Source organism: Enterobacter cloacae complex sp. 309I3, from assembly GCF_050031595.1.
Taxonomy (GTDB): Bacteria; Pseudomonadota; Gammaproteobacteria; order Enterobacterales; family Enterobacteriaceae; genus Enterobacter; species Enterobacter cloacae.
On the sequence record NZ_JBLGWI010000001.1, the window covers coordinates 3,609,534 to 3,630,751 of the forward strand.

Genomic DNA, 21,218 nt, shown 5'->3' on the forward strand with positions numbered 1-21,218 from the left:
TATACAGAGCGTAACCGATTGCATCCACACTTTTTTATAAAAAAACCTTGCACTCCCCTCTCAGCAGGTTACTATCGACTGAATAACTTGCTGATTTAGAATTTGATCCCGCTCACATGTTATCCTCTCAATCCCCCTCAATTTATACTGTCAGCCGCCTGAATCAGACGGTGCGTTTGCTGCTTGAGCAGGAAATGGGGCAGGTCTGGATCAGCGGTGAGATCTCTAACTTCACGCAGCCCGCTTCCGGCCACTGGTACTTTACTTTAAAAGACGACACCGCCCAGGTGCGCTGCGCCATGTTCCGCAACAGCAACCGCCGCGTGACGTTTCGTCCTCAGCATGGCCAGCAGGTGCTGGTGCGCGCCAATATTACGCTGTATGAACCGCGCGGCGACTACCAGATCATCGTCGAGAGCATGCAACCTGCGGGCGAAGGCTTACTCCAGCAGAAGTATGAACAGCTTAAGGCTGCGCTTTCGCAAGAGGGGTTGTTCGACCAGCAGTATAAAAAGCCCCTGCCCTCACCAGCCCACTGCGTTGGGGTAATCACTTCGAAAACCGGTGCCGCACTGCACGATATTTTGCACGTCCTCAAGCGTCGCGATCCTTCCCTGCCCGTTATCATCTACCCGACCGCTGTTCAGGGTGACGATGCGCCAGGCCAGATTGTGCGTGCCATTGAGCTGGCGAACGCGCGTCAGGAGTGCGACGTATTAATCGTTGGGCGTGGCGGCGGCTCGCTGGAAGATTTGTGGAGCTTCAACGACGAGCGCGTGGCACGGGCGATTTTTGCGAGCGCTATTCCCATCGTGAGTGCGGTCGGGCATGAAACGGATGTGACGATAGCCGATTTCGTTGCGGATTTACGCGCGCCTACGCCGTCTGCTGCGGCAGAAGTGGTGAGCCGCAATCAGCTGGAGCTGCTGCGTCAGATCCAGAACGGCCAGCAGCGCCTGGAGATGGCGATGGACTACTTCCTCGCTAACCGTACCCGCCGCTTTACCCAGCTTCATCACCGCCTGCAGCAGCAGCATCCACAGCTTCGCCTTGCGCGTCAGCAAACCGTGCTGGAGCGTCTGCGCCAGCGGATGAACTTCGCGCTGGATAATCAGCTCAAGCGCGCTATGTCGCGTCAGCAGCGCGTGACGCAGCGCCTGAATCAGCAAAACCCGCAGCCGAAAATTTACCGCGCACAAACGCGCATTCAGCAGCTGGAGTATCGTCTGGCAGAAACTGTCCGGGCACGACTTAGCACCACCCGCGAACGCTTTGGCAATGCGGTGACCCATCTTGAAGCGGTTAGCCCACTTTCTACCCTGGCACGCGGCTATAGCGTTACCACCGCCACTGACGGCAAAGTGCTGAAGCAAACCATACAGGTGAAAGCCGGAGACGTGCTGACCACCCGTCTGTCGGACGGCTGGGTGGAAAGCGAAGTGAAAGCCATTACCCCTGTTAAAAAGACGCGTCAGCGAAAAAACGGATAATTCTTCGCCGGTTAGAAACTATACTGCTGCTATTCCCTTTTTTAATAAGGAGAGCAGCATGTCCCATCTTCACAGCGTGATCCCCCCCTATATTCTTCGTCGTATTATCGAAAGCGGTTCAGAGCCGCAGCAGCGCTGCGCCCGCCAGACTTTAACCCATGTTCAGACGCTGATGGCCCACATGCCTGGCAAACCTGCCGCGCCGCACGTGAGCAAAGCCGGACAACTGGAGCGTGATATCTACGATGCGAAACAGACCCAGGAGCTGCCAGGCACGCAGGTGCGCTATGAAGGCCAGCCGTCCAATGGGGATGTGGCCGTCGATGAAGCCTATGACTATTTAGGCATCACCCACGATTTCTTCTGGAATGAATACCAGCGTGACTCGCTCGATAATAAAGGGCTGATCCTCACCGGCACCGTGCATTATGGCCGGGAATACCAGAACGCCTTCTGGAACGGTCAGCAGATGGTCTTTGGCGATGGCGACGGGGAAATATTTAACCGTTTTACCATTGCCATCGACGTTGTGGCGCACGAACTCAGCCATGGCGTTACCGAGACCGAAGCCGGGCTGATCTATTTTGAACAATCGGGTGCGCTGAATGAGTCCCTGTCGGACGTGTTTGGCTCGCTGGTTAAACAGTATCACCTGAAGCAAACCGCCGACCAGGCCGACTGGCTGATTGGCGAAGGTCTGCTGGCGAAAGGGATTAACGGCAAAGGGCTGCGCTCCATGTCGGAGCCGGGCACCGCCTATGATGATCCTCTGCTCGGTAAAGATCCGCAACCGGCGCACATGAAGGATTTCATCAAAACGCGTGAAGATAACGGCGGCGTCCACCTGAACTCAGGCATTCCCAACCGGGCGTTTTATCTGGCCGCAACGGCAATCGGCGGCTATGCCTGGGAAAAAGCGGGTTATGCCTGGTACGACACAGTTTGCGATCGCAATCTGCCACAAGATGCGGATTTTGATGCCTTCGCAAAACTGACGATAGCCCACGGCGAAAAGCGCTCGGGCAGCGACGTCGGGGCGGCGATAAGACAAGCCTGGGAACAGGTGGGAGTGCTGTAAATGCAGGTTCCGGAACTGACGGATGACGCCGTGGTTGAGCTGGCCCGGGAAGGCGGCGTCGCTTTTATTCCCAGGCTGAGCGGCCAGCGTACCATCACGCTCTCATCTCTCAATGAGGCGCAGCGTCAGCGCGTGGTAAGTATTCTGGAGCAAGCCATTCCGCGTGGGCAACCGCCTGGTCAGACGTCGTCACCAGGCAGCGGTGACCAGCGTTATTTTCGTATCCAGATCTTCTGGACCCGGCACAACGAAGCGCAGTATACCGATATTATTGTGCTGGTACCGGAGCAGGAAGCGCCCGAATCGCTGGTTGAACTCTGGAAGAAAGGCGAAGGCTGCGTGTGTGATTAAGCCCCGACAGGGACGAACTCCACGCGTTTTTTAGAGATCAGGCCGTGGCCGTTCTGGCAGAAATAGTCCACCGCACCGCAGGCCTTTAATACCTGGAGTGGCTGATGGCACTCCGGGCAGCGGGCTTCGAGCGCAATATCTTTGTGACAGTGTTCGCAGTAAGCCACGCCGTTTTGCGGCTCCAGCTCGGCATGGCAGGTTGGACAGGCGATCGACATAGTAACTCCTTAAGCAGGTTGCCGGGGCGAAGCGGTCGCCCCGGCGGATCGATTATACCGCCTCAGTGGCAGGTTTCGTCCGGGCATTTTCCAGCATGCGACGAACCGGCACAATGAGAACGATCAGTACCGCAGCACAAATCAGCAGCGCGATGGAGCAACGCGCGAAGAGATCCGGCAACATATCCAGCTGGTCTGCCTTCACGTGGCCGCCAATCAGACCGGCAGCCAGGTTACCCAACGCACTTGCGCAGAACCACAGCCCCATCATCTGACCGCGCATTCTTTCTGGTGCCAACAGGGTCATGGTAGCCAGACCAATCGGGCTCAGACATAACTCACCCAGCGTCAGCATCAAAATACTGCCTACCAGCCAGAACGGCGAAACGCCTGCCCCGCCGTTGCCCAGCACATTCTGCGCCGCCAGCATCATCAGGCCAAAGCCCGCCGCCGCACAGAGAATACCAATAACAAACTTGGTGATACTGCTCGGGCGAATGTTCATGGTGGCAAGCTTCGGCCACGCCCAGCTGAATACCGGTGCCAGCAGAATGATGAACAGGGCGTTGATCGACTGGAACCATACTGCCGGAATTTCGAAATCACCGATCATGCGATTGGTGTAGTCGTTGGCAAACAGGTTAAAGGAAGTCGGTTTCTGTTCAAACGCGGACCAGAAGAACGCAGCGGAAACCAGCAGGATAAAGCAGACCAGCAGTCTGGCGCGCTCTTTACGGGTCAGACCCGCGAAGATGAACAGATAAATGAAGTAGAGCGCAACGGATGCCGCAATCACATAGACCAGCATACTGGCCACCGCGACCGGGTTAATCACAATGACCCCCTGGGCGATCAGCGTGACGAAAACCGCCACCCCAACCGCCAGCGCCAGCAGCCACGCGCCCACGCCGTTGCGTTTGACCACCGGGCTGTTCCAGGTGGAATCGAGGCCCACTTCGCTGTCGTAGCGCTTCATGGACGGGACAGCAAACACGCGGAAGATAATCAGCGCCACCAGCATCCCGATGCCGCCAATACCAAAGCCCCAGTGCCAGCCGTGGGTTTTAATCAACCAGCCGGAAATCAGCGGCGCAATGAACGAGCCCATGTTGATGCCCATATAGAACAGCGAGAATCCGCCGTCACGACGCGCATCGCCTTTTTTATACAGGGTGCCGACCATCACGGAGATACAGGTCTTGAACAGGCCCGATCCCAGCACAATAAACATCAGGCCGATAAAGAACAGGTTGTTCCCCATCACCGCCGAGAGCGCAATCGACAGGTGGCCGAGCGCAATCAGAATCGAACCGTACCATACGGCTCGCTGCTGGCCGAGCCAGTTATCGGCCAGCCAGCCACCCGGCAGCGCGGCCAGGTACATGGTACCGGCGAAGATACCGACAATCGCCGAGGCGTTTTCACGCGCCAGCCCCATGCCGCCGTCATAGACAGTGGCGGCCATAAAGAGGATCAGTAACGGACGAATGCCGTAAAACGAGAAACGCTCCCACATCTCGGTAAAGAACAGCGAACCGAGCGGATAAGGATGGCCGAAGAACGTTCGGCTTTCTTTTTGATTAACAGAGGATTGCATAATTCTCCCGAAAGGTATGTCGTTGTGCTGAAAGCACCGCGCGTACGCCGGCCAGTTACGTATCTGACCGATTTTTTACATGCGGCGAAAAATGAGTTAACCATTTGATAACCAGGCGCTAGTTTTGTCTAGTACCAGACCCTGGACTTTAAGATGAAAATTCGACGATTGTCTACTTTCTTAGATTTAAACATGGTTAAAAGCGAATAGTGATTGACTTCACACAAGGAAGGCAGGCGTTTTGTATGGGCGAAAAAAACCCGCGACAGGCGCGGGTTTTCGTGAGACAGGCAAAGTTTATTTGCTTTTCTTAATGTGCTTAATCAAACGCTTACGCTTACGCATCTGGTTTGGCGTAAGGGTGTTGCGCTTGTTAGCAAACGGGTTATCCCCTTCCTTGAACTGGATACGGATAGGGGTGCCCATCACGTCCAGCGATTTACGGAAGTAGTTCATCAGATAACGCTTGTAGGAATCCGGCAGGTCTTTCACCTGGTTGCCGTGAATCACCACGATTGGCGGGTTATAACCACCGGCGTGGGCGTATTTGAGCTTCACGCGACGGCCACGTACCAGCGGCGGCTGATGGTCTTCTGCTGCCATGTTCATGATGCGGGTCAGCATAGCGGTGCTCTGACGACGGGTGGAGCTATCATACGCTTCACGCACGGAGTCGAACAGGTTACCCACACCGCTGCCGTGCAGCGCAGAGATAAAGTGCACGCGAGCAAAATCGATGAAGCCCAGACGGAAGTCCAGCGTCTCTTTCACCTGCTCACGAACTTCATTGCTCAGGCCATCCCATTTGTTCACCACGATAACCAGTGAGCGCCCACTATTGAGGATAAAGCCGAGCAGCGACAAGTCCTGATCGGATATACCTTCACGCGCGTCGATAACCAGCAGCACAACGTTGGCATCTTCAATCGCCTGAAGGGTTTTAATGACGGAGAATTTCTCCACCACATCGGTGATTTTTCCGCGCTTACGCACGCCCGCGGTGTCGATGAGTACATACTCACGCTCATCACGCTCCATCGGGATGTAGATGCTGTCGCGGGTGGTGCCCGGCATGTCGTATACCACCACACGCTCTTCGCCCAGAATACGGTTAGTGAGCGTAGACTTACCTACGTTTGGACGCCCCACAATGGCCAGCTTAATCGGCAGATCCTGCGGGTTGAATGTCTCTTCAGGCTCTTCTTCTTCGCCTTCTTCACCGTCTTCGAACTGCGCCCAGTATGCCGCGTCTTCGTCCACCTCTTCCGGCGGGTTCACTTCGTCAACCCACGGCAGCAGAACGGTTTCCAGCAGGCTGGTCACGCCGCGGCCATGCGATGCGGCGATCGGGTAGATGTCACCCAGACCTAAAGACCAGAAATCGGCGATCGCCTGATCGGCATCGATACCGTCAGTTTTGTTCGCCACCAGGAAGGTCGGTTTTTCACGCGAACGCAGATGTTTAGCAATGGCGGAATCCGCAGGCATCAGGCCAGCACGGGCATCCACCATAAACAGCACCACGTCTGCCTCTTCGATGGCCAGCAGAGACTGCTCCGCCATGCGGGTTTCAACGCCGTCTTCTGTCCCGTCGATACCACCGGTATCGATACAGATGAACTCGCGTCCTTCCACCTCTGCACGACCGTACTTACGGTCACGCGTCAGCCCCGGGAAATCCGCAACCAGCGCATCACGGGTGCGTGTTAAACGGTTAAAAAGAGTGGATTTTCCAACGTTAGGGCGCCCGACAAGCGCGACCACAGGTACCATGTTTGAAGCCTCATAAAATTCAAAATAACGTCGCTTTCGCAGCGTTTTTAAAAATGTCAAAACGGCTCCTGAGTGAACAGGAGCCGTTTAGTATACTACAACCGCCGGGTAATTAACGCGTGATCGCGTACAGCGTGCCGTCTTTTGCCTGAATCAGCAGTTTGCCGTCAGCCACAACCGGCTCGGTGAGGAAGCCAGAGCTGTCGACTTTTTGCTGCGCAGTAAAGCGGCCCGTCTCCGGATCGATCCAGTGCATGTAGCCTTCGCTATCACCCACCACCAGGCTACCGTTGTACAGCGCCGGTGCGGTCAGCAGACGGTGCAGCAGATCGCTTTGCGTCCACAGCGTCACGCCGCCATCGGTGCTCAGCGCCAGCAGACGGTCGTTCTGGTCAACCATATAGATGCGGTTACCATCAACAATGAAATCATTCACTGAGCCCAGTTCACGTTTCCACATGATCTGGCCACTGCGCAGATCCAGCGCGGTCAGGTTGCCGTTGTACGCCAGCGCATAAACCACACCGTTGACGATAACAGGCGTCGTGTCGACGTCGTTCAGACGGTCGATTTCAGTTGACCCCGTCGCCTGAGAGATACGCTGCTGCCAGATCATCTGACCTTGCTGCATCAGCACCGCGCTCACGCGACCGTTATCACCACCCACAATGGCAGCACCAAAGGCTGTCGCCGGGGCAGATTCGCCGCGCAGGGAGAGTGATGGCATATCCAGGTTGACGGTCCACTTCACCAGACCATCGGCTTCGTTCAGCGCCTGCAGCTGGCCGTTGCTGGTGTGGATCAGCACCAGGCCGTCGCTCACCACCGGACGAGACAGAGACTCACCGGCAACCGTGGTTTGCCAGGCAACAGAACCGTCGCTGGTGTTCAGGGCATAGACCTGTGCTTTTTCGCTTCCCACGTATACGTGACCACCGGCAACGGTCAGGCCGCCAGACAGCAGTGCAGGTTTACGGGAGAACCAGCCGTCTTTTTCCGCCAGGTTAACGGACCACACTTCTTTTCCGTCATCGGCGTTAAGCGCTTTTACGGTACCTTTACGGTCAGCCGCATAGATAACACTGTCAGCAAAAGCCGGGTGCAGGTTGGAATAGAAATCACCAATTCCATCCCCCACGGAAGTACTCCACGCGGTTGACGGGGTAAACTGGTTTTCAACCGTCGGCAGCGGGGACATTTTCACAACGTCTTCTTCGCCACTGAACAGTGAACAGCCACTCAATAACGTAACAGAAAGCAGTCCTGGCAGAAGTAATTTACGCAATTGCATCGGGTCCCTCTCAGACGGACAAATTATTTATTTTCATCTGCATCATTTCGCTCAGCGCAGGGGATGCATTGCTATCTACACCAGCTTGCCACGCTTTACGCGCGCCCGCTTTATCACCTTTGCTTAGCAGTGCTTCACCGCGCAGATCGGCAACGATGGCAGCAAAACCTTCGCCTTTGATGGTATCGAGCGTTTTCAGCGCTTCATCAGCTTTTTTCTGCTGAACCTGGATACGGGCCAGGCGCAGATTGATAACCGCTTTCAGGTTGTCATCGCTGGCGGCTGCAAGCCCCTGCGACAGCTGGGCAGCCGCTTTATCCAGTTCGTTCTTATCAATGTACTGCTGAGCCACTTCCAGCGCGGCCAGCGCACCGTAGGTGTTTTTGTTGTCAGCGGCAAATTTCTCTGCTGCCGTCAGCGTTTGCGGCTGATCGGCACGAATGGCGCTCACGGTATTTTCATAGGACAGAGACGCGCCGCGCGCGGAATCCGCCTGATGATTGTTCCAGTAGCGCCAGCCAATCAATGCACCTACACCTAAAATAACCCCAACAACCAGCGCTTTGCCGTTTTCAGCAAAGAAGCGTTTGATCGCGTCGACCTGGTCGTGTTCGTTCTCGTAAATTTCCACGCAGTCCTTCTCCTTAGCCCAATAGAGTGCGCAAGTGCGCCGCAACGCCGTCCTGCGTTACCGTTGTCTGCTCACCAGAGCGCAGGTCTTTCACTACCACTTCGCCGTTGGCCACTTCGGACTCACCCAGCACCAGTGCAATACTTGCGCCCCACTTATCGGCACGAGCAAACTGTTTTTTGAAGTTGCCGCCGCCATGGTTGGTCATCAGCTTAACCTCCGGCAGTGCATCGCGCACGCGTTCAGCAAGCTGCATCGCCGCAGACTGCGTTTCCGCGCCTGAGGCCACCAGGTATATATCGACAACGGAATCTGCTTTAAATTCCGGATTAACTGCCTGTACCAGCAAAACAAGTCGCTCAAGGCCCATTGCGAAACCAACCGCAGGCGCGGCACGGCCGCCAAGCTGCTCAACCAGACCGTCATAACGGCCGCCAGCACACACGGTGCCCTGCGAACCGAGGCTGGTGGTAACCCACTCAAACACGGTACGGTTATAGTAGTCCAGACCGCGCACCAGGCGCTGATTAACGGTATAGGCAATGCCTGCTGCTTCGAGCAGTTTGCAAAGACCAGCAAAGTGTTCGCGAGACTCGTCGTCCAGGTAATCGCCTAATGCAGGCGCATCGTTCAGCAGCGCCTGCACGTCCGGATTTTTGGAATCAAGCACGCGCAGCGGGTTGCTGTACATGCGACGTTTGCAGTCTTCGTCCAGCTTCTCTTTGTGCTCTTCAAGGAACGTCACCAGCGCATCGCGGTAGTTGGCACGCGCTTCCAGAGAGCCGATAGAGTTCAGCTCCAGAGAGACGTGCTCGGAGATGCCCAGCGCACGCCACCAGCGGGCGGTCAGCATGATCAGCTCAGCGTCAATGTCGGGGCCTTGCAGGCCAAACACTTCTACACCCAGCTGGTTGAACTGGCGATAACGACCTTTCTGCGGACGTTCGTGGCGGAACATCGGGCCGATATACCACAGGCGCTGCTCCTGATTGTACAGGAGACCATGTTCGATGCCGGCGCGTACGCAGCCCGCCGTACCTTCAGGACGCAGTGTCAGGCTGTCGCCGTTGCGGTCCTCAAAGGTGTACATCTCTTTTTCAACCACGTCGGTCACTTCGCCGATCGCGCGTTTGAATAACGGGGTCTGCTCTACAATCGGCAAACGGATTTCGCTGTAACCGTAGCTGCCGAGCACCTGTTTCAGTGTGCCTTCAATGCGCTGCCAGATGGCGGTTTCGCCAGGCAGATAATCGTTCATGCCGCGGATGGCTTGAATGTTTTTTGCCACGTTTATTCTCTTTCTATATACAAAAAAGAACCCAAAGAATGGGTTCAATCATACATGGGAAGCACTTCGCTTCCCATCACGTTATTTTTCAACCTGCTGAACGCTGATGCGCTGCGCTTCGTCCATCATCGACGCTTTGGCACGAATGCGCGCTTCAAGCTGATCGATCATATCACTATTATCCAGACGATCTTTACGAACGCCATCTTCATAGAGACCACTTTTCTTGTTACCGCCGGTGACGCCCAGCGTTGACACCAGCGCTTCACCCGGGCCATTCACCACACAACCGATGATGGAGACGTCCATTGGGGTGATGATGTCTTCAAGACGTTGCTCCAGGGCATTCACGGTTCCGATGACGTCAAACTCCTGACGTGAACAGGTTGGACAGGCAATGAAGTTGATCCCACGTGCGCGGATACGCAGTGATTTCAGAATGTCGAAGCCAACTTTGATCTCTTCGACCGGATCGGCCGCCAGCGAAACGCGCAGGGTGTCGCCGATCCCTTCCGAGAGCAGCAGACCCAGGCCAATGGCTGATTTGACAGAGCCACTGCGCAGGCCACCCGCCTCGGTGATCCCAAGGTGCAGGGGCTGATCGATCTGCTTCGCCAGCAGACGATAGGACTCTACCGCCAGGAAGACATCGGAGGCTTTTACGCTGACCTTGAACTGATCGAAGTTAAGACGATCCAGATGATCAACGTGACGCATCGCGGATTCAAGCAGCGCCTGCGGCGTGGGTTCGCCGTACTTTTCCTGCAGATCTTTTTCCAGAGAACCGGCGTTCACGCCGATACGGATGGGGATGTTCTTATCGCGTGCGCAGTCCACCACCATACGGATACGCTCTTCGTTACCGATGTTGCCTGGGTTAATACGCAGGCAGTCGACGCCGTATTCGGCAACTTTAAGCGCAATGCGGTAGTCGAAGTGGATGTCTGCAACCAGCGGCACACTGACCTGCTGTTTGATCAGTTTGAACGCCTCTGCGGCGTCCATGGTCGGCACGGAGACGCGAACAATGTCCGCGCCTACGCGTTCTAAGGCTTTGATTTGGTTGACCGTCGCTTCCACATCCGTGGTGCGCGTATTGGTCATCGACTGGACGGCGATAGGCGCCCCATCGCCGATTGGCACATTCCCAACGTAAATCCGTTTTGATTTTCTACGTTGAATCGGAGCCTGGTTATGCATGAAAAATCTCCCGCGTAGCCCGTCTGTTACTGTGCTGCTGATTGTTCGGCATTAACGGTAAGACGTGCAACCTGGTTAGTTCTGATAAAGCGGCTCAGATCGACAGGTTTTCCTTGATACTGGATCTGTACCGCTGCCGGTGCGCCGATTTTAAGTTTATACGGTGCCTGACCGGTTAGGTTTAACGTGCCATCTTTACGCTGCAGGCCGCTGAACAGTTTTTTACCTGTTGCGTCAGTGACTTCTAACCAGCAGTCTGCAGTGAAATTCATCACCAGCGCGTTAGGGTCAACCGCTGGCGTTGCGACACCGGCCTGATCGGTCGGCAGGGGGGCCGAGGTGTTCGCCGCCGGTGTGTTCGTTGCGGTATCCACAGGAGCCTGAGAAGGTGCAACCACGGCGTTTTGATCCTGCGCTGGAGACTGTGTCTGAGGCGCTGGCGTGTTAGCCGTTGCCGCTGGGGTCTGCGCAGCGTCGGTAGCTGGCGTATCGGTCGTCGCGGTTTGTGGTTCGCTGGTCGTTGCCGCGCTGTCGGTGCTCAGTGGAACGCTCTGCGCGTTACCGTTTCCGGCCTGGTTAAGTTCGGCGGAGGATTGATCGGCCATCGTGGTGATCTCTTCCTGCTGCGCCTTGTGGTTTTGCCACCACCATGCGCCGGTCAGGCCGACCACCACAAACAGCACCAGCCAGGTGAAGCTCATCAGCCAGCCATCACGTTTTTTACGACGTTTGCCCAAAGAGAAGCTCTGCATCGGTGCAACTTTGGCTGCACGAACCGGTGCCTGCTTCTCCATCATTGGCAGTAATTCGTCTTCAGGGATGTGCACCAGTTTTGCGTAAGAGCGGATATACCCGCGCAAGAATGTTGAAGCCAGATCGGCAGGTGCCTTATCTTCTTCAATATCGCGAACCGTGGAAACCTTCAGGCACAAGCGTTCTGCAACGGCTTGCTGGCTGAGTCCGAGTTGTTCACGGGCGTTGCGAAGACGAACGCCAGTGGAGAGTGCTTCATGTTGGTCGTGAGTGGCTTCAGTATTCATTCGCTACAACTACTGGTACGTGAAAAATAAGGGTTCAGGTGCCGGTGAGTCACAATGCCACCCGCACCGCGAAACTTCTGGTCAGTTAACCTTGAACAGTCAGTATAAGACTGTCAGCCCGGAGATGACAGTGCGCCCTGCCCGTGAAGCTAAACTGTTGTTACGTCGTTACATACTGCCCGAAAGTCGTATGAAACGCACCGTAATTATTACTCAGTCATCACGAATCTGACTGATTATTCAGTAAGATTATGCTTCACGGCGCAATAATGCGCCGTGATTGCATAATAATCAAACAGCTTTGACCGCAATCGTCTCGCCCTGCATGCGTTTACGCAGGGTACGTTTGGTTCGGTCAATCACATCACCCGCCAGCTGACCGCATGCGGCATCGATATCATCACCACGGGTTTTACGCACGATGGTGGTGAAACCGTACTCCATCAACACCTTCGAGAAACGGTCGATACGGCTGTTCGAGCTGCGGCCATACGGCGCTCCCGGGAACGGGTTCCATGGGATCAGGTTAATTTTGCACGGCGTATCTTTCAGCAGTGCAGCCAGTTCATGCGCATGCTCGGTACCGTCGTTCACGTGGTCGAGCATCACGTACTCGATGGTTACGCGGCCCTGGTTGGCGTTGGATTTTTCCAGGTAGCGACGCACCGCCGCAAGGAAGGTTTCGATATTGTACTTTTTGTTGATCGGCACAATTTCGTCGCGGATTTCATCGTTTGGCGCATGCAGAGAGATGGCCAGCGCCACGTCAATCATGTCACCCAGCTTATCCAGAGCCGGAACCACGCCTGACGTAGAGAGCGTCACGCGACGTTTGGAGAGGCCAAAACCGAAATCGTCCAGCATGATTTCCATTGCCGGAACCACGTTAGTCAGGTTCAGCAGCGGTTCACCCATCCCCATCATCACCACGTTGGTAATTGGGCGGGTTCCGGTCACTTTCGCCGCGCCAACGATTTTCGCGGCACGCCAGACCTGGCCAATGATTTCCGATACACGCAGGTTACGGTTAAAACCTTGCTGCGCGGTTGAGCAGAATTTGCACTCCAGCGCACAGCCAACCTGAGAAGAGACGCACAGCGTGGCGCGATCGTCTTCCGGGATATACACGGTTTCAACACGCTGATCGCCAACGGCAATCGCCCATTTGATGGTGCCATCTGAAGAGCGTTGTTCTTCCACCACTTCCGGTGCGCGGATTTCAGCCACTTCTTTGAGCTTGTTGCGCAGCACTTTGTTGATGTCAGTCATGTCATCAAAATTGTCGCTGCAATAGTGGTACATCCATTTCATGACCTGATCGGCACGAAACGGCTTCTCGCCCAACTCTTTAAAGAACTCGCGCATCTGCTGACGGTTCAGATCCAGCAGGTTAATTTTTCCATTTTTATTTGGAACCGCAGGCGTGGCGACTTCGGAGGTATTCACTAATTCAGACATAATATTTTCCGGCCTCGTTGTTACACGTTATGGCCCATGGAGGGTTGAAAAGAAACGCCCCGGAAAGCGTTCTGCTCGTCCGGGGCGTTGCATTGTACAAAGTCTGGCGCAGGGATGCCACGTTTGCACGTGGCATTTACGAAAATAATGTGTAAACGAAACCGTTAAATTAACGGGTACGTGGACACACTTCGCCTTCTGCGAAGAAGAAAGCGATTTCGCGCGCTGCAGATTCAACAGAGTCAGAACCGTGGGTGCCGTTCTCGGTGAAGCTGTCAGCGTAGTCAGCGCGCAGCGTACCTGCCAGCGCGTTATCCGGGTTGGTTGCACCCAGCAGGTCACGGTGACGCTGTACCGCATTTTCGCCTTCCAGCACGGATACCACGATCGGGCCAGAGGTCATGAACTCAACCAGACCGTCAAAGAATGGGCGACCTTCATGCTCAGCGTAGAAACCACGAGCCTGCTCAACGGTCAGATGCAGCATTTTGGTGCCAACGATCTTAAACCCTGCTGATTCAAAGCGAGCGAAGATGCTGCCAATAACGTTTTTTGCCACCGCGTTTGGTTTGATGATGGAAAAAGTACGTTCAATAGCCATTGATAACCTCTGTAAAATGTTCTGTTGTTTTTGCATACCTGAGTATGGTGTGGCGCGGATTATAAAGAGCAATAGCGCCATTGCCTATGGTTATACATAACATTTTTTTAAAATGAGACGAAGATTAGCAACAGGACAGATTTCGCATCCCGTAGTGATGGTGGAAACAGAGCGGGCACTGCTTTTCTTCATGCGTAAATGACCAGAACCGACGACGGCACGTCTGGCAATTGGCCTCATATGCGGGCATGGTTACCGTTTTCGCTATTCCCTCTGTTCGTGTCACTTTTATCGCCGCATGCTGGCAAACCGCTTCACAACCACCGCAACCGGTGCAATATTCGGTTTCCACCCTCAGACTGGCGCTCTCAAAACGAATCGCCTTTTCCTGACAGCTTCGCCAGCACGCCCCGCACAGCACGCACTTTCCGGCGTCGAGAGCGATCTCTGCCTCGCTAAAGGCGGGAAAAGCCCTTCGCAACTCACGCAGGCCGGGCATGACGCGACAGGCACGAACATCCTCACGGTGAACGTGCATTAGCGCACGGCGGGCGAGATTCACCTCGTTGTGCGGGATGAGCTTAAATGCCCACGCCGCTTCACCGCGTCGGCGAAGCGTAAGATTAAGCCGGGCAAGCGCCAGCAGCCAGTCAGGATGGTGCTCCACCTCAATACTGATAAAACGAACGCGGTATTGCGCGTGCCACAGTAGCAGCTCATTCACTCCAGGTGCGCGTTCCGCAAACGGCCCGACAAGCGTATCTCCACGCAAAAAGCGTTTTCGCGGTACGATGCCGGTAATGGCTCCGGCTGGGCAGACAAACAGGCAGTCACCGCATTCAATACATCGGCTGTCATCAATCAGAACGCCCGAGTCCGTAAAAGAGAACGCCTGCACAGGGCAAGCGTCCGCACAGGCGTGGCAGGAGGCATGGCGGAAACGGCGACGAACGCAAGCATGCGTCACGTCCATCGCCGGGATAAGCGTTAATCCGGCCATCAGCCAATACTGAAGAAAACGAAGCGCAGCATTAGCTCACCCACAATCAGTAATGCGCTGCCCAGCAGCACCGGGCCTCGCGCGGCCTTCAGACCGCCCGCGGCAAAACACAGCATGCCCGCAACGGAAACGCACCAGCTCAGCAGATGCACCGTGCGCAGTTGCTCCAGCATCCGTAACGGAGCGTGAGGGAATGTCACCACGGTGTTGTCCATGGCTGTAATGTCGGCCAGCCAGACGGGCTGCGTCACCAGACGCACAAGCACCAGCAGCGTAATAATCACAACCGCCGCGCGCAGGTTAATCCGGGAAGGCGCCCCAACGGCCACGCAGGCTGAGCCAATGATTCCCACCGAGCCGATGAACAGCACCAGCGTGTTGATGTGCTGCCAGGTGACAACCGACGTATGGATATAAATCTGCGCCATGCAGAACACGTCCACCAGCCCGACAAGCCCCGCCACCGCCAGAAGCGGCTTCCAGCCTGGTTTTTTCGCGAACATCAGCAGCGTCGCAAGACCAAGCGCCGCAAGGTAAAGGCTGGCAAATACAATCTCACGGCTCAGCCAGGAGCTGGATACGTGGCGCAGCGCGTTGAGAGCATTGAGCGGGTAGCCCATATGCAGCGTCGAGGCGAGCAGCCCCAGGCAGGCCAGCACGAATGCCCCGGCAGCAGGCAGCAGCGCGTTACGCGGCGAAGCCTGCGCGCCTCCGAGCGCCAGCCAGAGCGTAACGCCTACCGATCCCTGAAGGAACAGGGTAAAAATCAGCAACGGTAACTCATGCATGACGTGTCCCCTCTTTCTCTGCGCCCTGATGTGCTTTGATCACCAGGTTAGGTTTGGTGATGGAGGAATCAGGCAATCCCTTCACGTCACAGACCACACCGTATTACGCCCGAAGTTCATCAATCGGCCCGAATTTGATCGCTTCAAGGGGACAGGTTGCCACGCAGACAGGCTGTTCGCCTTTCGCCTGCAGATCCACGCAAAAATCGCATTTGGACATCTGCCCGGTCTGCTCGTTGAGCTGCGGCGCGCCATAGGGGCATGACCACGCACAATATCCACAGCCGACGCACTTATCCGTATCGACGCGCACGATGCCGTCACCCGGACGCTTATGCATCGCGGTGGTCGGGCAGTTTTTGGTGCAGACAGGATCCGCACAGTGGTTGCAGGAGACAGAAAGTGTGTAGGCAAAAACGTTATTGCTGACGCCGCCCTGGCCGGTTGGGATGAAATTCCCGCCGTTGATTTCGTACACGCGACGGAAACGACGCCCGGGTTCAAGGTTGTTTTTATCTTTGCACGCCACCTGGCAGGCCTTGCAGCCCGAGCAGCGGGATGAGTCGATATAGAAGCCCAGCTGTTTGTCGCTCACCGGCGCGTAGTGTTTAAACTGACTCATGCTTTTGCGACCTCCACCAGCATGCTTTGATGAGAATTCCCTTTCGCAAGTGCGGTAATGCGGGCGGAGCTGAGCACGTTCGCGCAGCCACCTTTATCAATGCCCCGCTCGTCCGGCTGCCACCAGGCGCCAGCCTGCATGGCAACAACGCCAGGAATGATGCGCGGCGTGACTTCGGCCGGGATTTCACATATCCCCCGTGCATTGTGAATACGCACGGTATCTCCCTGCGCAATACCGCGTTTTTGCGCGTCCTGTGGGTTAATCCATAACTTTTGCTGCTGAACCTCAATCAGCCATGGGTTGGCATACTGAGTGGAGTTGGCGCGGTTTTTCCCCTTCCAGGTAATGAGCTGTAGCGGGAACGTCTTCGCCAGTTCATCCTCCGGTCCTTCATAGGCTGGCACGTAATGCGACAGCGCAGGGATTTCCGGGTGATGCATGTCGTAAAGACGCTTCGAGAAGATCTCAATTTTTCCGGATGGCGTCGGGAAAGGATAATTTTGCGGGTCGCGAATATTGTCCTCAAAAGCGACATACGGTGCGCTTTTGAAGAGATGTTGCCGCGTCTTTTGCAGCGTCGCGAAGTCAGGCAAGTTTTCCTCTGGCATCGCCAGGCGTGTCTGCTCCCATATGTGTTCAATCCACGCCTTTTCATCCCGCCCCTGGCTGAAGGCCGGTTCGATACCCAGCTTAGCGGCTACTTCGCGCAGCCAGTCATAGTCTGAACGGCGTTCAAATTCGGGTTTGATCAGCTTTTCCGAGAGGATCAGATAGCTTGCGGTCCCCCAGGTTTCACCGATATTCCAGCGTTCCATAAAGCTGGTTTCCGGCAGCAGAAGATCGGCATAGCGGGCACTCGGCGTCATGAAGAGATCGCTTACCACGATGAACTGAATTTTCGACTCGTCTTCCAGTACCCGTGTCGCCTGATGCAGATCGGGGTTCTGGTTAGCAAGATAGTTACCCGCCAGAGAAAACAGAATGCGGATATTACTGTCGAGCTTTTCAGCATCCTTCAGGCCGACATCCGGTGTGACCTGTGAGGCATCGTCAGCGGCCTGAACCCAGTTCATCACCGATATTTTTGCTTTGACCGGGTTATCCGGCATGTCAGGACCGACCGCAAATTTCCGGTTGGCACAACCACCATATCCTGCAGCCCACCCACCTTTTACGCCAACATTGCCCGTCAGCGTTGCCAGCAGCGTAGAGCCACGCGCAGTGCGTTCGCCGCAGTTGTGGCGCTGTGGACCCCAGCCCTGAATTAACGCGGCAGGTTTTGTTGTGGCATAGTCGCGTGCCAGCTGCCGGATGGTCTGCGCTGGCACATGGGTAATTTGCTCTGCCCATTCGGGAGTTTTCACCACTCCATCTTTCGCACCGGTCAGATAGGCGACAAGAGACTCGTTGGCGGGCACACCTTCAGGCATTGAGGCTTCATCGAAGCCCAGCGTATAGCGCTGAATAAATTCGCGATCGTGCAGGTTTTCCGTGACGATAACGTACATCATCGCGTCCATCAGCGCGTTATCGGTCGTCGGTAATAAGGGGATCCATTGATCGGCAAGGGATGAAACGGTATCTGAATAGCGTGGATCGACCACGATAAAACGCGTGCCGTTTTGCTTCATCCTCTGGAAATAGTGGTTGCTGTGACCAAAAATGGTCTCCGTTGGGTTATGACCCCAGAGGATCACCAGCCGGGTATCCTGCAGTGTATCCAGCGAACTGCCGCTGGCGGCGGTGCCGTAGGTGTAAGGCGTCGCGGCAGCTGTATTGCCCATACTGACCGAATGATAGCTTTCAAGGTATCCGCCGGTTAAGTTGAGCAAACGACGGACCATCTTATCCCCGGAAAAGGTGCCCCCGGAAACCGCCGTACCCACATGAACATAGCGCGAGGCTGCGCCATATTGTTGCGTGATCGTTTTTAACCGTTCGGCAATAAGCGTGGTAGCTTCATCCCACGAAATACGTTCAAATTTTCCTTCACCGCGCTTACCCACGCGTTTCATCGGATATTTTAAACGGTCAGGATGGTAAACAAATTTCCGGTAAGCCCGGCCACGAACGCAGGCGCGCATCACCGGCATTTGCGGATCCAGCTCATTATCCGGGCGCGTAGAAATTCGGGTCACCACGCCATCGTTGACGTGGGCCCGAATATCACACTTCCCCCCGCAGTCAAATGTGCTGCAGGTCTGAATAATGTTTTCCGCAGGCTCATCTTGTGCAGCGGTGCCTTCACTCGACTCTGCTTTGCCAACGCGGGCGACAAACGGCAGGGCAGCAAGCGCCGACCCGGCCTGAATAAACTGACGTCGGGATACAGCGGGTAAAAGGCCGTCTCCCTGGCTTTTTATTTTTGTCATTGCTCATTCCTTCAAATAAAAACGCATTCTCGTTTTTTCGCAGGAACGAACATTGATTATTATCAAGCTAATTAATAGGGAGTAGGGGTTAGCGGCTTAATTCAAAATTAAGCGTAGCCAATTTCCCGGCCTCATCCATGGCAACTAATTGATATTTACCGGGCAAAGATAACTGCATTGAAAAATTCCGATTTTTATGTTCAAGAGGCTCGCCATTTAAAAACCACCATCGCTGCCCTTCTCCCCCGCTGGTCGTGACGGAAATTGTCACATTGTCCTCACCCGGCAGACGCTTAATGACCGCCCCCTCTCTGACACCCGAAATCATTAGCGGTGCCGCATTGTTATCATCCAGCGGTGGACAAACCGTTGAGGGAGAAGGAAGACGTGCCGCTCTTTTTTCCGCTGCCGGTAGCCACGGCTCCAGGGGCAGCGGCCAGACGTCCAGCACTTTCTCTGTGGCATCCGGGCAATCTGCCGCCACGCGTTTGCCAGTTTTATCCAGCCAGATCGGGAAACGGATCCCGCGGATGCCCTCCTGCTCCGGCAGCAACAGCGTCGGCGGCTCACTCCCTTCCAGCAGCCAGGTCGACAGGCGTCGACGGCAGTTTTCACTGCCCTCCGGCAACGATTGCCCGCCAGGCCAGCAGATCACGCCTCGCCCGACGCTTTCCGGGCGCGGATCGCGTGGCAGGCGCGCTTCGTCTATCGTTGAGCGCGACTGAAGCAGGTTATTCACCTGATTTAACAGAGGTACGGCACTGGCAAAACCAAACTGTCCCGCCACGGGCGTGCCGTCCGGCCTTCCTGTCCAGATGCCAATCACGTAACGCGCATTCAGGCCAATGGCCCAGGCATCGCGATAGCCGTAGCTGGTGCCCGTTTTCCATGCCAGCGGTGCAACCTGCGGCAGTGCGTTATCCGGTAACGGTTGGGCTTCATTCGCCAGAATACGGCGAATAATCCAGGCCGAGCCGGGTGACAACAGCGGACGTTCAACCAGCGTATCACCTGGCTGTAAGCGCAGCCTTCCCGCTTTACCGTGGCGGGCAAAAGCGCTGTAGGCAGCAGTAATATCTGCCAGCCGCGCTCCCGCCCCGCCCAGGATCAACGACAGATTTGGCTGCGCCCCCGCAGGCAAAATAAGCGGCAACCCTGCGTTGCTGAGCATGCCGGCAAAACGCTTAGGCCCGTACGCCTCCAGCACCTGCACGGCAGGCAGATTAAGGGAGCGCACCAGCGCTTCGCTCATGCTCACCGGCCCATGGAATCCGCTGTCAAAGTTACCGGGACGATAATCACCGGTTTTCCTGGGAACATCCTGAAGCAGCGAAGCGGGATGGATCAATCCATCGTCGAGCGCCATACCGTAGATAAAAGGTTTCAGTACCGATCCCGGGGATCGGATCGCATTCACCATATCCACATGGCTGAAGCGGGTGTCATCGTTAATATCCACCGAACCGACCCAGCCGCGCACTTTCATATTGGTATGATCCACGACGATCATCGCCAGTGAACTGCGCGCTGGCAGGCGGGATTTCCAGTTCATTGCCAGCTCTTCCAGCTGCCGTTGTAAGGCGGCATCCAGAGTGGTGACAATTTTGGTATCACGGCTTTTTCCCAGCATCATGCGTGCGAAGAGCGGCGCCAGCTGGGGCATCTGCCGGGGAGCCAGCCATACCGGCTCTTCACGGGATTCGTTAACCTGTCGGGCTGACCAGACGCCCTGCGTTACCATCCGGTCGAGCACTTTGTTGCGCGCCGCTTCCGCCCGCGCTGGCCAGCGGTCCGGGCGTAAACGGCTGGGGGCCTGAGGTAGCACCGCCAGCAGGGCCGCTTCGGAATAGCTGAGCTGTGATGGCGGTTTACCCAGATAGGTCCAGCTTGCGGCACCTATTCCCTGGAGCGTCCCGCCAAACGGGGCGCGGTTGAGGTAGAGGGTGAGGATCTCGCGCTTGGAGAGATGCCATTCAAGCTGCATCGCCCGCCAGAGTTGACGAATTTTACCGCCAAAGGTGCGCGGATGCGGATCCAGCAGACGCGCAACCTGCATGGTCAGTGTACTGCCGCCGGAGACAACCTTACCGGACGTCAGATCCTGCCAGGCAGCGCGCAGCACAGAGAAAGGATTCACGCCTGGATGCTCCCAGAACCAGCGATCTTCATACTGGATCAGGGCCTCAAGATAGCGAGGAGAGACCTCTTCAATCGTGACCGGATAACGCCAGATCCCTTCGCTGTCGGCAAAACGCCAGAGCGGCGTGCCCTTCTCATCCACCACCACCCGGGCGGGGTTAACCTCTTTCAGCGGCAACGGCCAGAGGCGGTCGGCGGCGACAATCAGCCCCCATAAAATGAGAAGCGCCCCCGCCAGCCACAGCCAGCGGGAGCGTATCAGACGTGCAACTGACATA

At 55.8% G+C, this 21,218-nt stretch carries 17 protein-coding genes and 1 pseudogene; 3 read left to right on the forward strand and 15 right to left on the reverse strand.

What is annotated here, in order from left to right; translation table 11 throughout:
- Positions 1 to 116 precede the first annotated feature (116 nt).
- From xseA to ACQG22_RS17215, 3 genes are read left to right on the forward strand one after another with little or no spacing between them, the layout of a single operon-like run.
- On the forward strand, positions 117 to 1,490 hold the full coding sequence (gene xseA / locus ACQG22_RS17205) for an exodeoxyribonuclease VII large subunit (protein ID WP_063252685.1): 1,374 nt from the start codon (positions 117 to 119) through the stop codon (positions 1,488 to 1,490).
- 58 nt (positions 1,491 to 1,548) lie between these two features.
- Positions 1,549 to 2,568 carry a M4 family metallopeptidase gene (locus tag ACQG22_RS17210; RefSeq protein ID WP_149896180.1) on the forward strand — a complete coding sequence of 340 codons (1,020 nt, stop codon included), beginning with the start codon at positions 1,549 to 1,551 and terminating at the stop codon, positions 2,566 to 2,568.
- Positions 2,569 to 2,919, forward strand: coding sequence for a protealysin inhibitor emfourin (locus tag ACQG22_RS17215; RefSeq protein ID WP_149896179.1), 351 nt, complete (start codon positions 2,569 to 2,571; stop codon positions 2,917 to 2,919).
- On the opposite strand, the gene ACQG22_RS17220 is transcribed toward ACQG22_RS17215, so the two are convergent.
- The 15 genes and pseudogenes from ACQG22_RS17220 to pbpC all read right to left on the reverse strand — a co-directional run bounded on the left by ACQG22_RS17220 (position 2,916) and on the right by pbpC (position 21,217).
- Positions 2,916 to 3,137 carry a zinc ribbon domain-containing protein gene (locus ACQG22_RS17220; protein ID WP_020690017.1) on the reverse strand — a complete coding sequence of 74 codons (222 nt, stop codon included), beginning with the start codon at positions 3,135 to 3,137 and terminating at the stop codon, positions 2,916 to 2,918. The two genes, ACQG22_RS17215 and ACQG22_RS17220, sit on opposite strands and share 4 nt — an antisense overlap.
- A 52-nt stretch (positions 3,138 to 3,189) precedes the next feature.
- Complete coding sequence (locus tag ACQG22_RS17225) at positions 3,190 to 4,734, reverse strand: peptide MFS transporter (protein WP_149896177.1); 1,545 nt, start codon at positions 4,732 to 4,734, stop codon at positions 3,190 to 3,192.
- A gap of 297 nt (positions 4,735 to 5,031) precedes the next feature.
- Positions 5,032 to 6,507, reverse strand: a complete 1,476-nt coding sequence (gene der / locus ACQG22_RS17230; protein ID WP_029882245.1) for a ribosome biogenesis GTPase Der — start codon at positions 6,505 to 6,507, stop codon at positions 5,032 to 5,034.
- A gap of 112 nt (positions 6,508 to 6,619) precedes the next feature.
- Positions 6,620 to 7,798, reverse strand: coding sequence for an outer membrane protein assembly factor BamB (gene bamB / locus ACQG22_RS17235; RefSeq protein WP_155022822.1), 1,179 nt, complete (start codon positions 7,796 to 7,798; stop codon positions 6,620 to 6,622).
- Between the two features lie 10 nt (positions 7,799 to 7,808).
- Positions 7,809 to 8,429, reverse strand: coding sequence for a YfgM family protein (locus ACQG22_RS17240; protein ID WP_013098275.1), 621 nt, complete (start codon positions 8,427 to 8,429; stop codon positions 7,809 to 7,811).
- Positions 8,430 to 8,442: 13 nt separating this feature from the next.
- A complete protein-coding gene (hisS, locus tag ACQG22_RS17245; RefSeq protein ID WP_369706703.1) occupies positions 8,443 to 9,717 on the reverse strand; it encodes a histidine--tRNA ligase in 1,275 nt (424 codons plus the stop codon).
- An 81-nt stretch (positions 9,718 to 9,798) separates the two neighbouring features.
- The gene (gene ispG / locus ACQG22_RS17250; RefSeq protein WP_013098277.1) at positions 9,799 to 10,917 is read right to left on the reverse strand and encodes a flavodoxin-dependent (E)-4-hydroxy-3-methylbut-2-enyl-diphosphate synthase; all 1,119 of its coding nucleotides are present in this window, start codon (positions 10,915 to 10,917) and stop codon (positions 9,799 to 9,801) included.
- Positions 10,918 to 10,943: 26 nt separating this feature from the next.
- Positions 10,944 to 11,957, reverse strand: a complete 1,014-nt coding sequence (gene rodZ / locus ACQG22_RS17255) for a cytoskeleton protein RodZ (RefSeq protein WP_251999352.1) — start codon at positions 11,955 to 11,957, stop codon at positions 10,944 to 10,946.
- 291 nt (positions 11,958 to 12,248) lie between these two features.
- Positions 12,249 to 13,415, reverse strand: coding sequence for a bifunctional tRNA (adenosine(37)-C2)-methyltransferase TrmG/ribosomal RNA large subunit methyltransferase RlmN (locus ACQG22_RS17260; protein WP_013098279.1), 1,167 nt, complete (start codon positions 13,413 to 13,415; stop codon positions 12,249 to 12,251).
- Between the two features lie 169 nt (positions 13,416 to 13,584).
- A complete protein-coding gene (gene ndk, locus ACQG22_RS17265; protein WP_003860625.1) occupies positions 13,585 to 14,016 on the reverse strand; it encodes a nucleoside-diphosphate kinase in 432 nt (143 codons plus the stop codon).
- Between the two features lie 124 nt (positions 14,017 to 14,140).
- The gene (locus ACQG22_RS17270; RefSeq protein ID WP_222168704.1) at positions 14,141 to 15,016 is read right to left on the reverse strand and encodes a 4Fe-4S binding protein; all 876 of its coding nucleotides are present in this window, start codon (positions 15,014 to 15,016) and stop codon (positions 14,141 to 14,143) included.
- On the reverse strand, positions 15,016 to 15,804 hold the full coding sequence (locus tag ACQG22_RS17275) for a dimethyl sulfoxide reductase anchor subunit family protein (RefSeq protein ID WP_222168703.1): 789 nt from the start codon (positions 15,802 to 15,804) through the stop codon (positions 15,016 to 15,018). The genes ACQG22_RS17270 and ACQG22_RS17275 overlap by 1 nt, the downstream gene beginning before the upstream one ends.
- Positions 15,797 to 16,426: pseudogene (locus ACQG22_RS17280) on the reverse strand (DMSO/selenate family reductase complex B subunit). Before ACQG22_RS17280 ends, ACQG22_RS17275 begins: the two are co-directional and overlap by 8 nt.
- The gene (locus ACQG22_RS17285) at positions 16,423 to 18,801 is read right to left on the reverse strand and encodes a DMSO/selenate family reductase complex A subunit (protein WP_222168702.1); all 2,379 of its coding nucleotides are present in this window, start codon (positions 18,799 to 18,801) and stop codon (positions 16,423 to 16,425) included. The pseudogene ACQG22_RS17280 and the gene ACQG22_RS17285 overlap by 4 nt, the downstream one beginning before the upstream one ends.
- An 88-nt stretch (positions 18,802 to 18,889) precedes the next feature.
- On the reverse strand, positions 18,890 to 21,217 hold the full coding sequence (gene pbpC, locus ACQG22_RS17290; protein ID WP_038420379.1) for a peptidoglycan glycosyltransferase PbpC: 2,328 nt from the start codon (positions 21,215 to 21,217) through the stop codon (positions 18,890 to 18,892).
- Position 21,218: the final 1 nt, after the last annotated feature.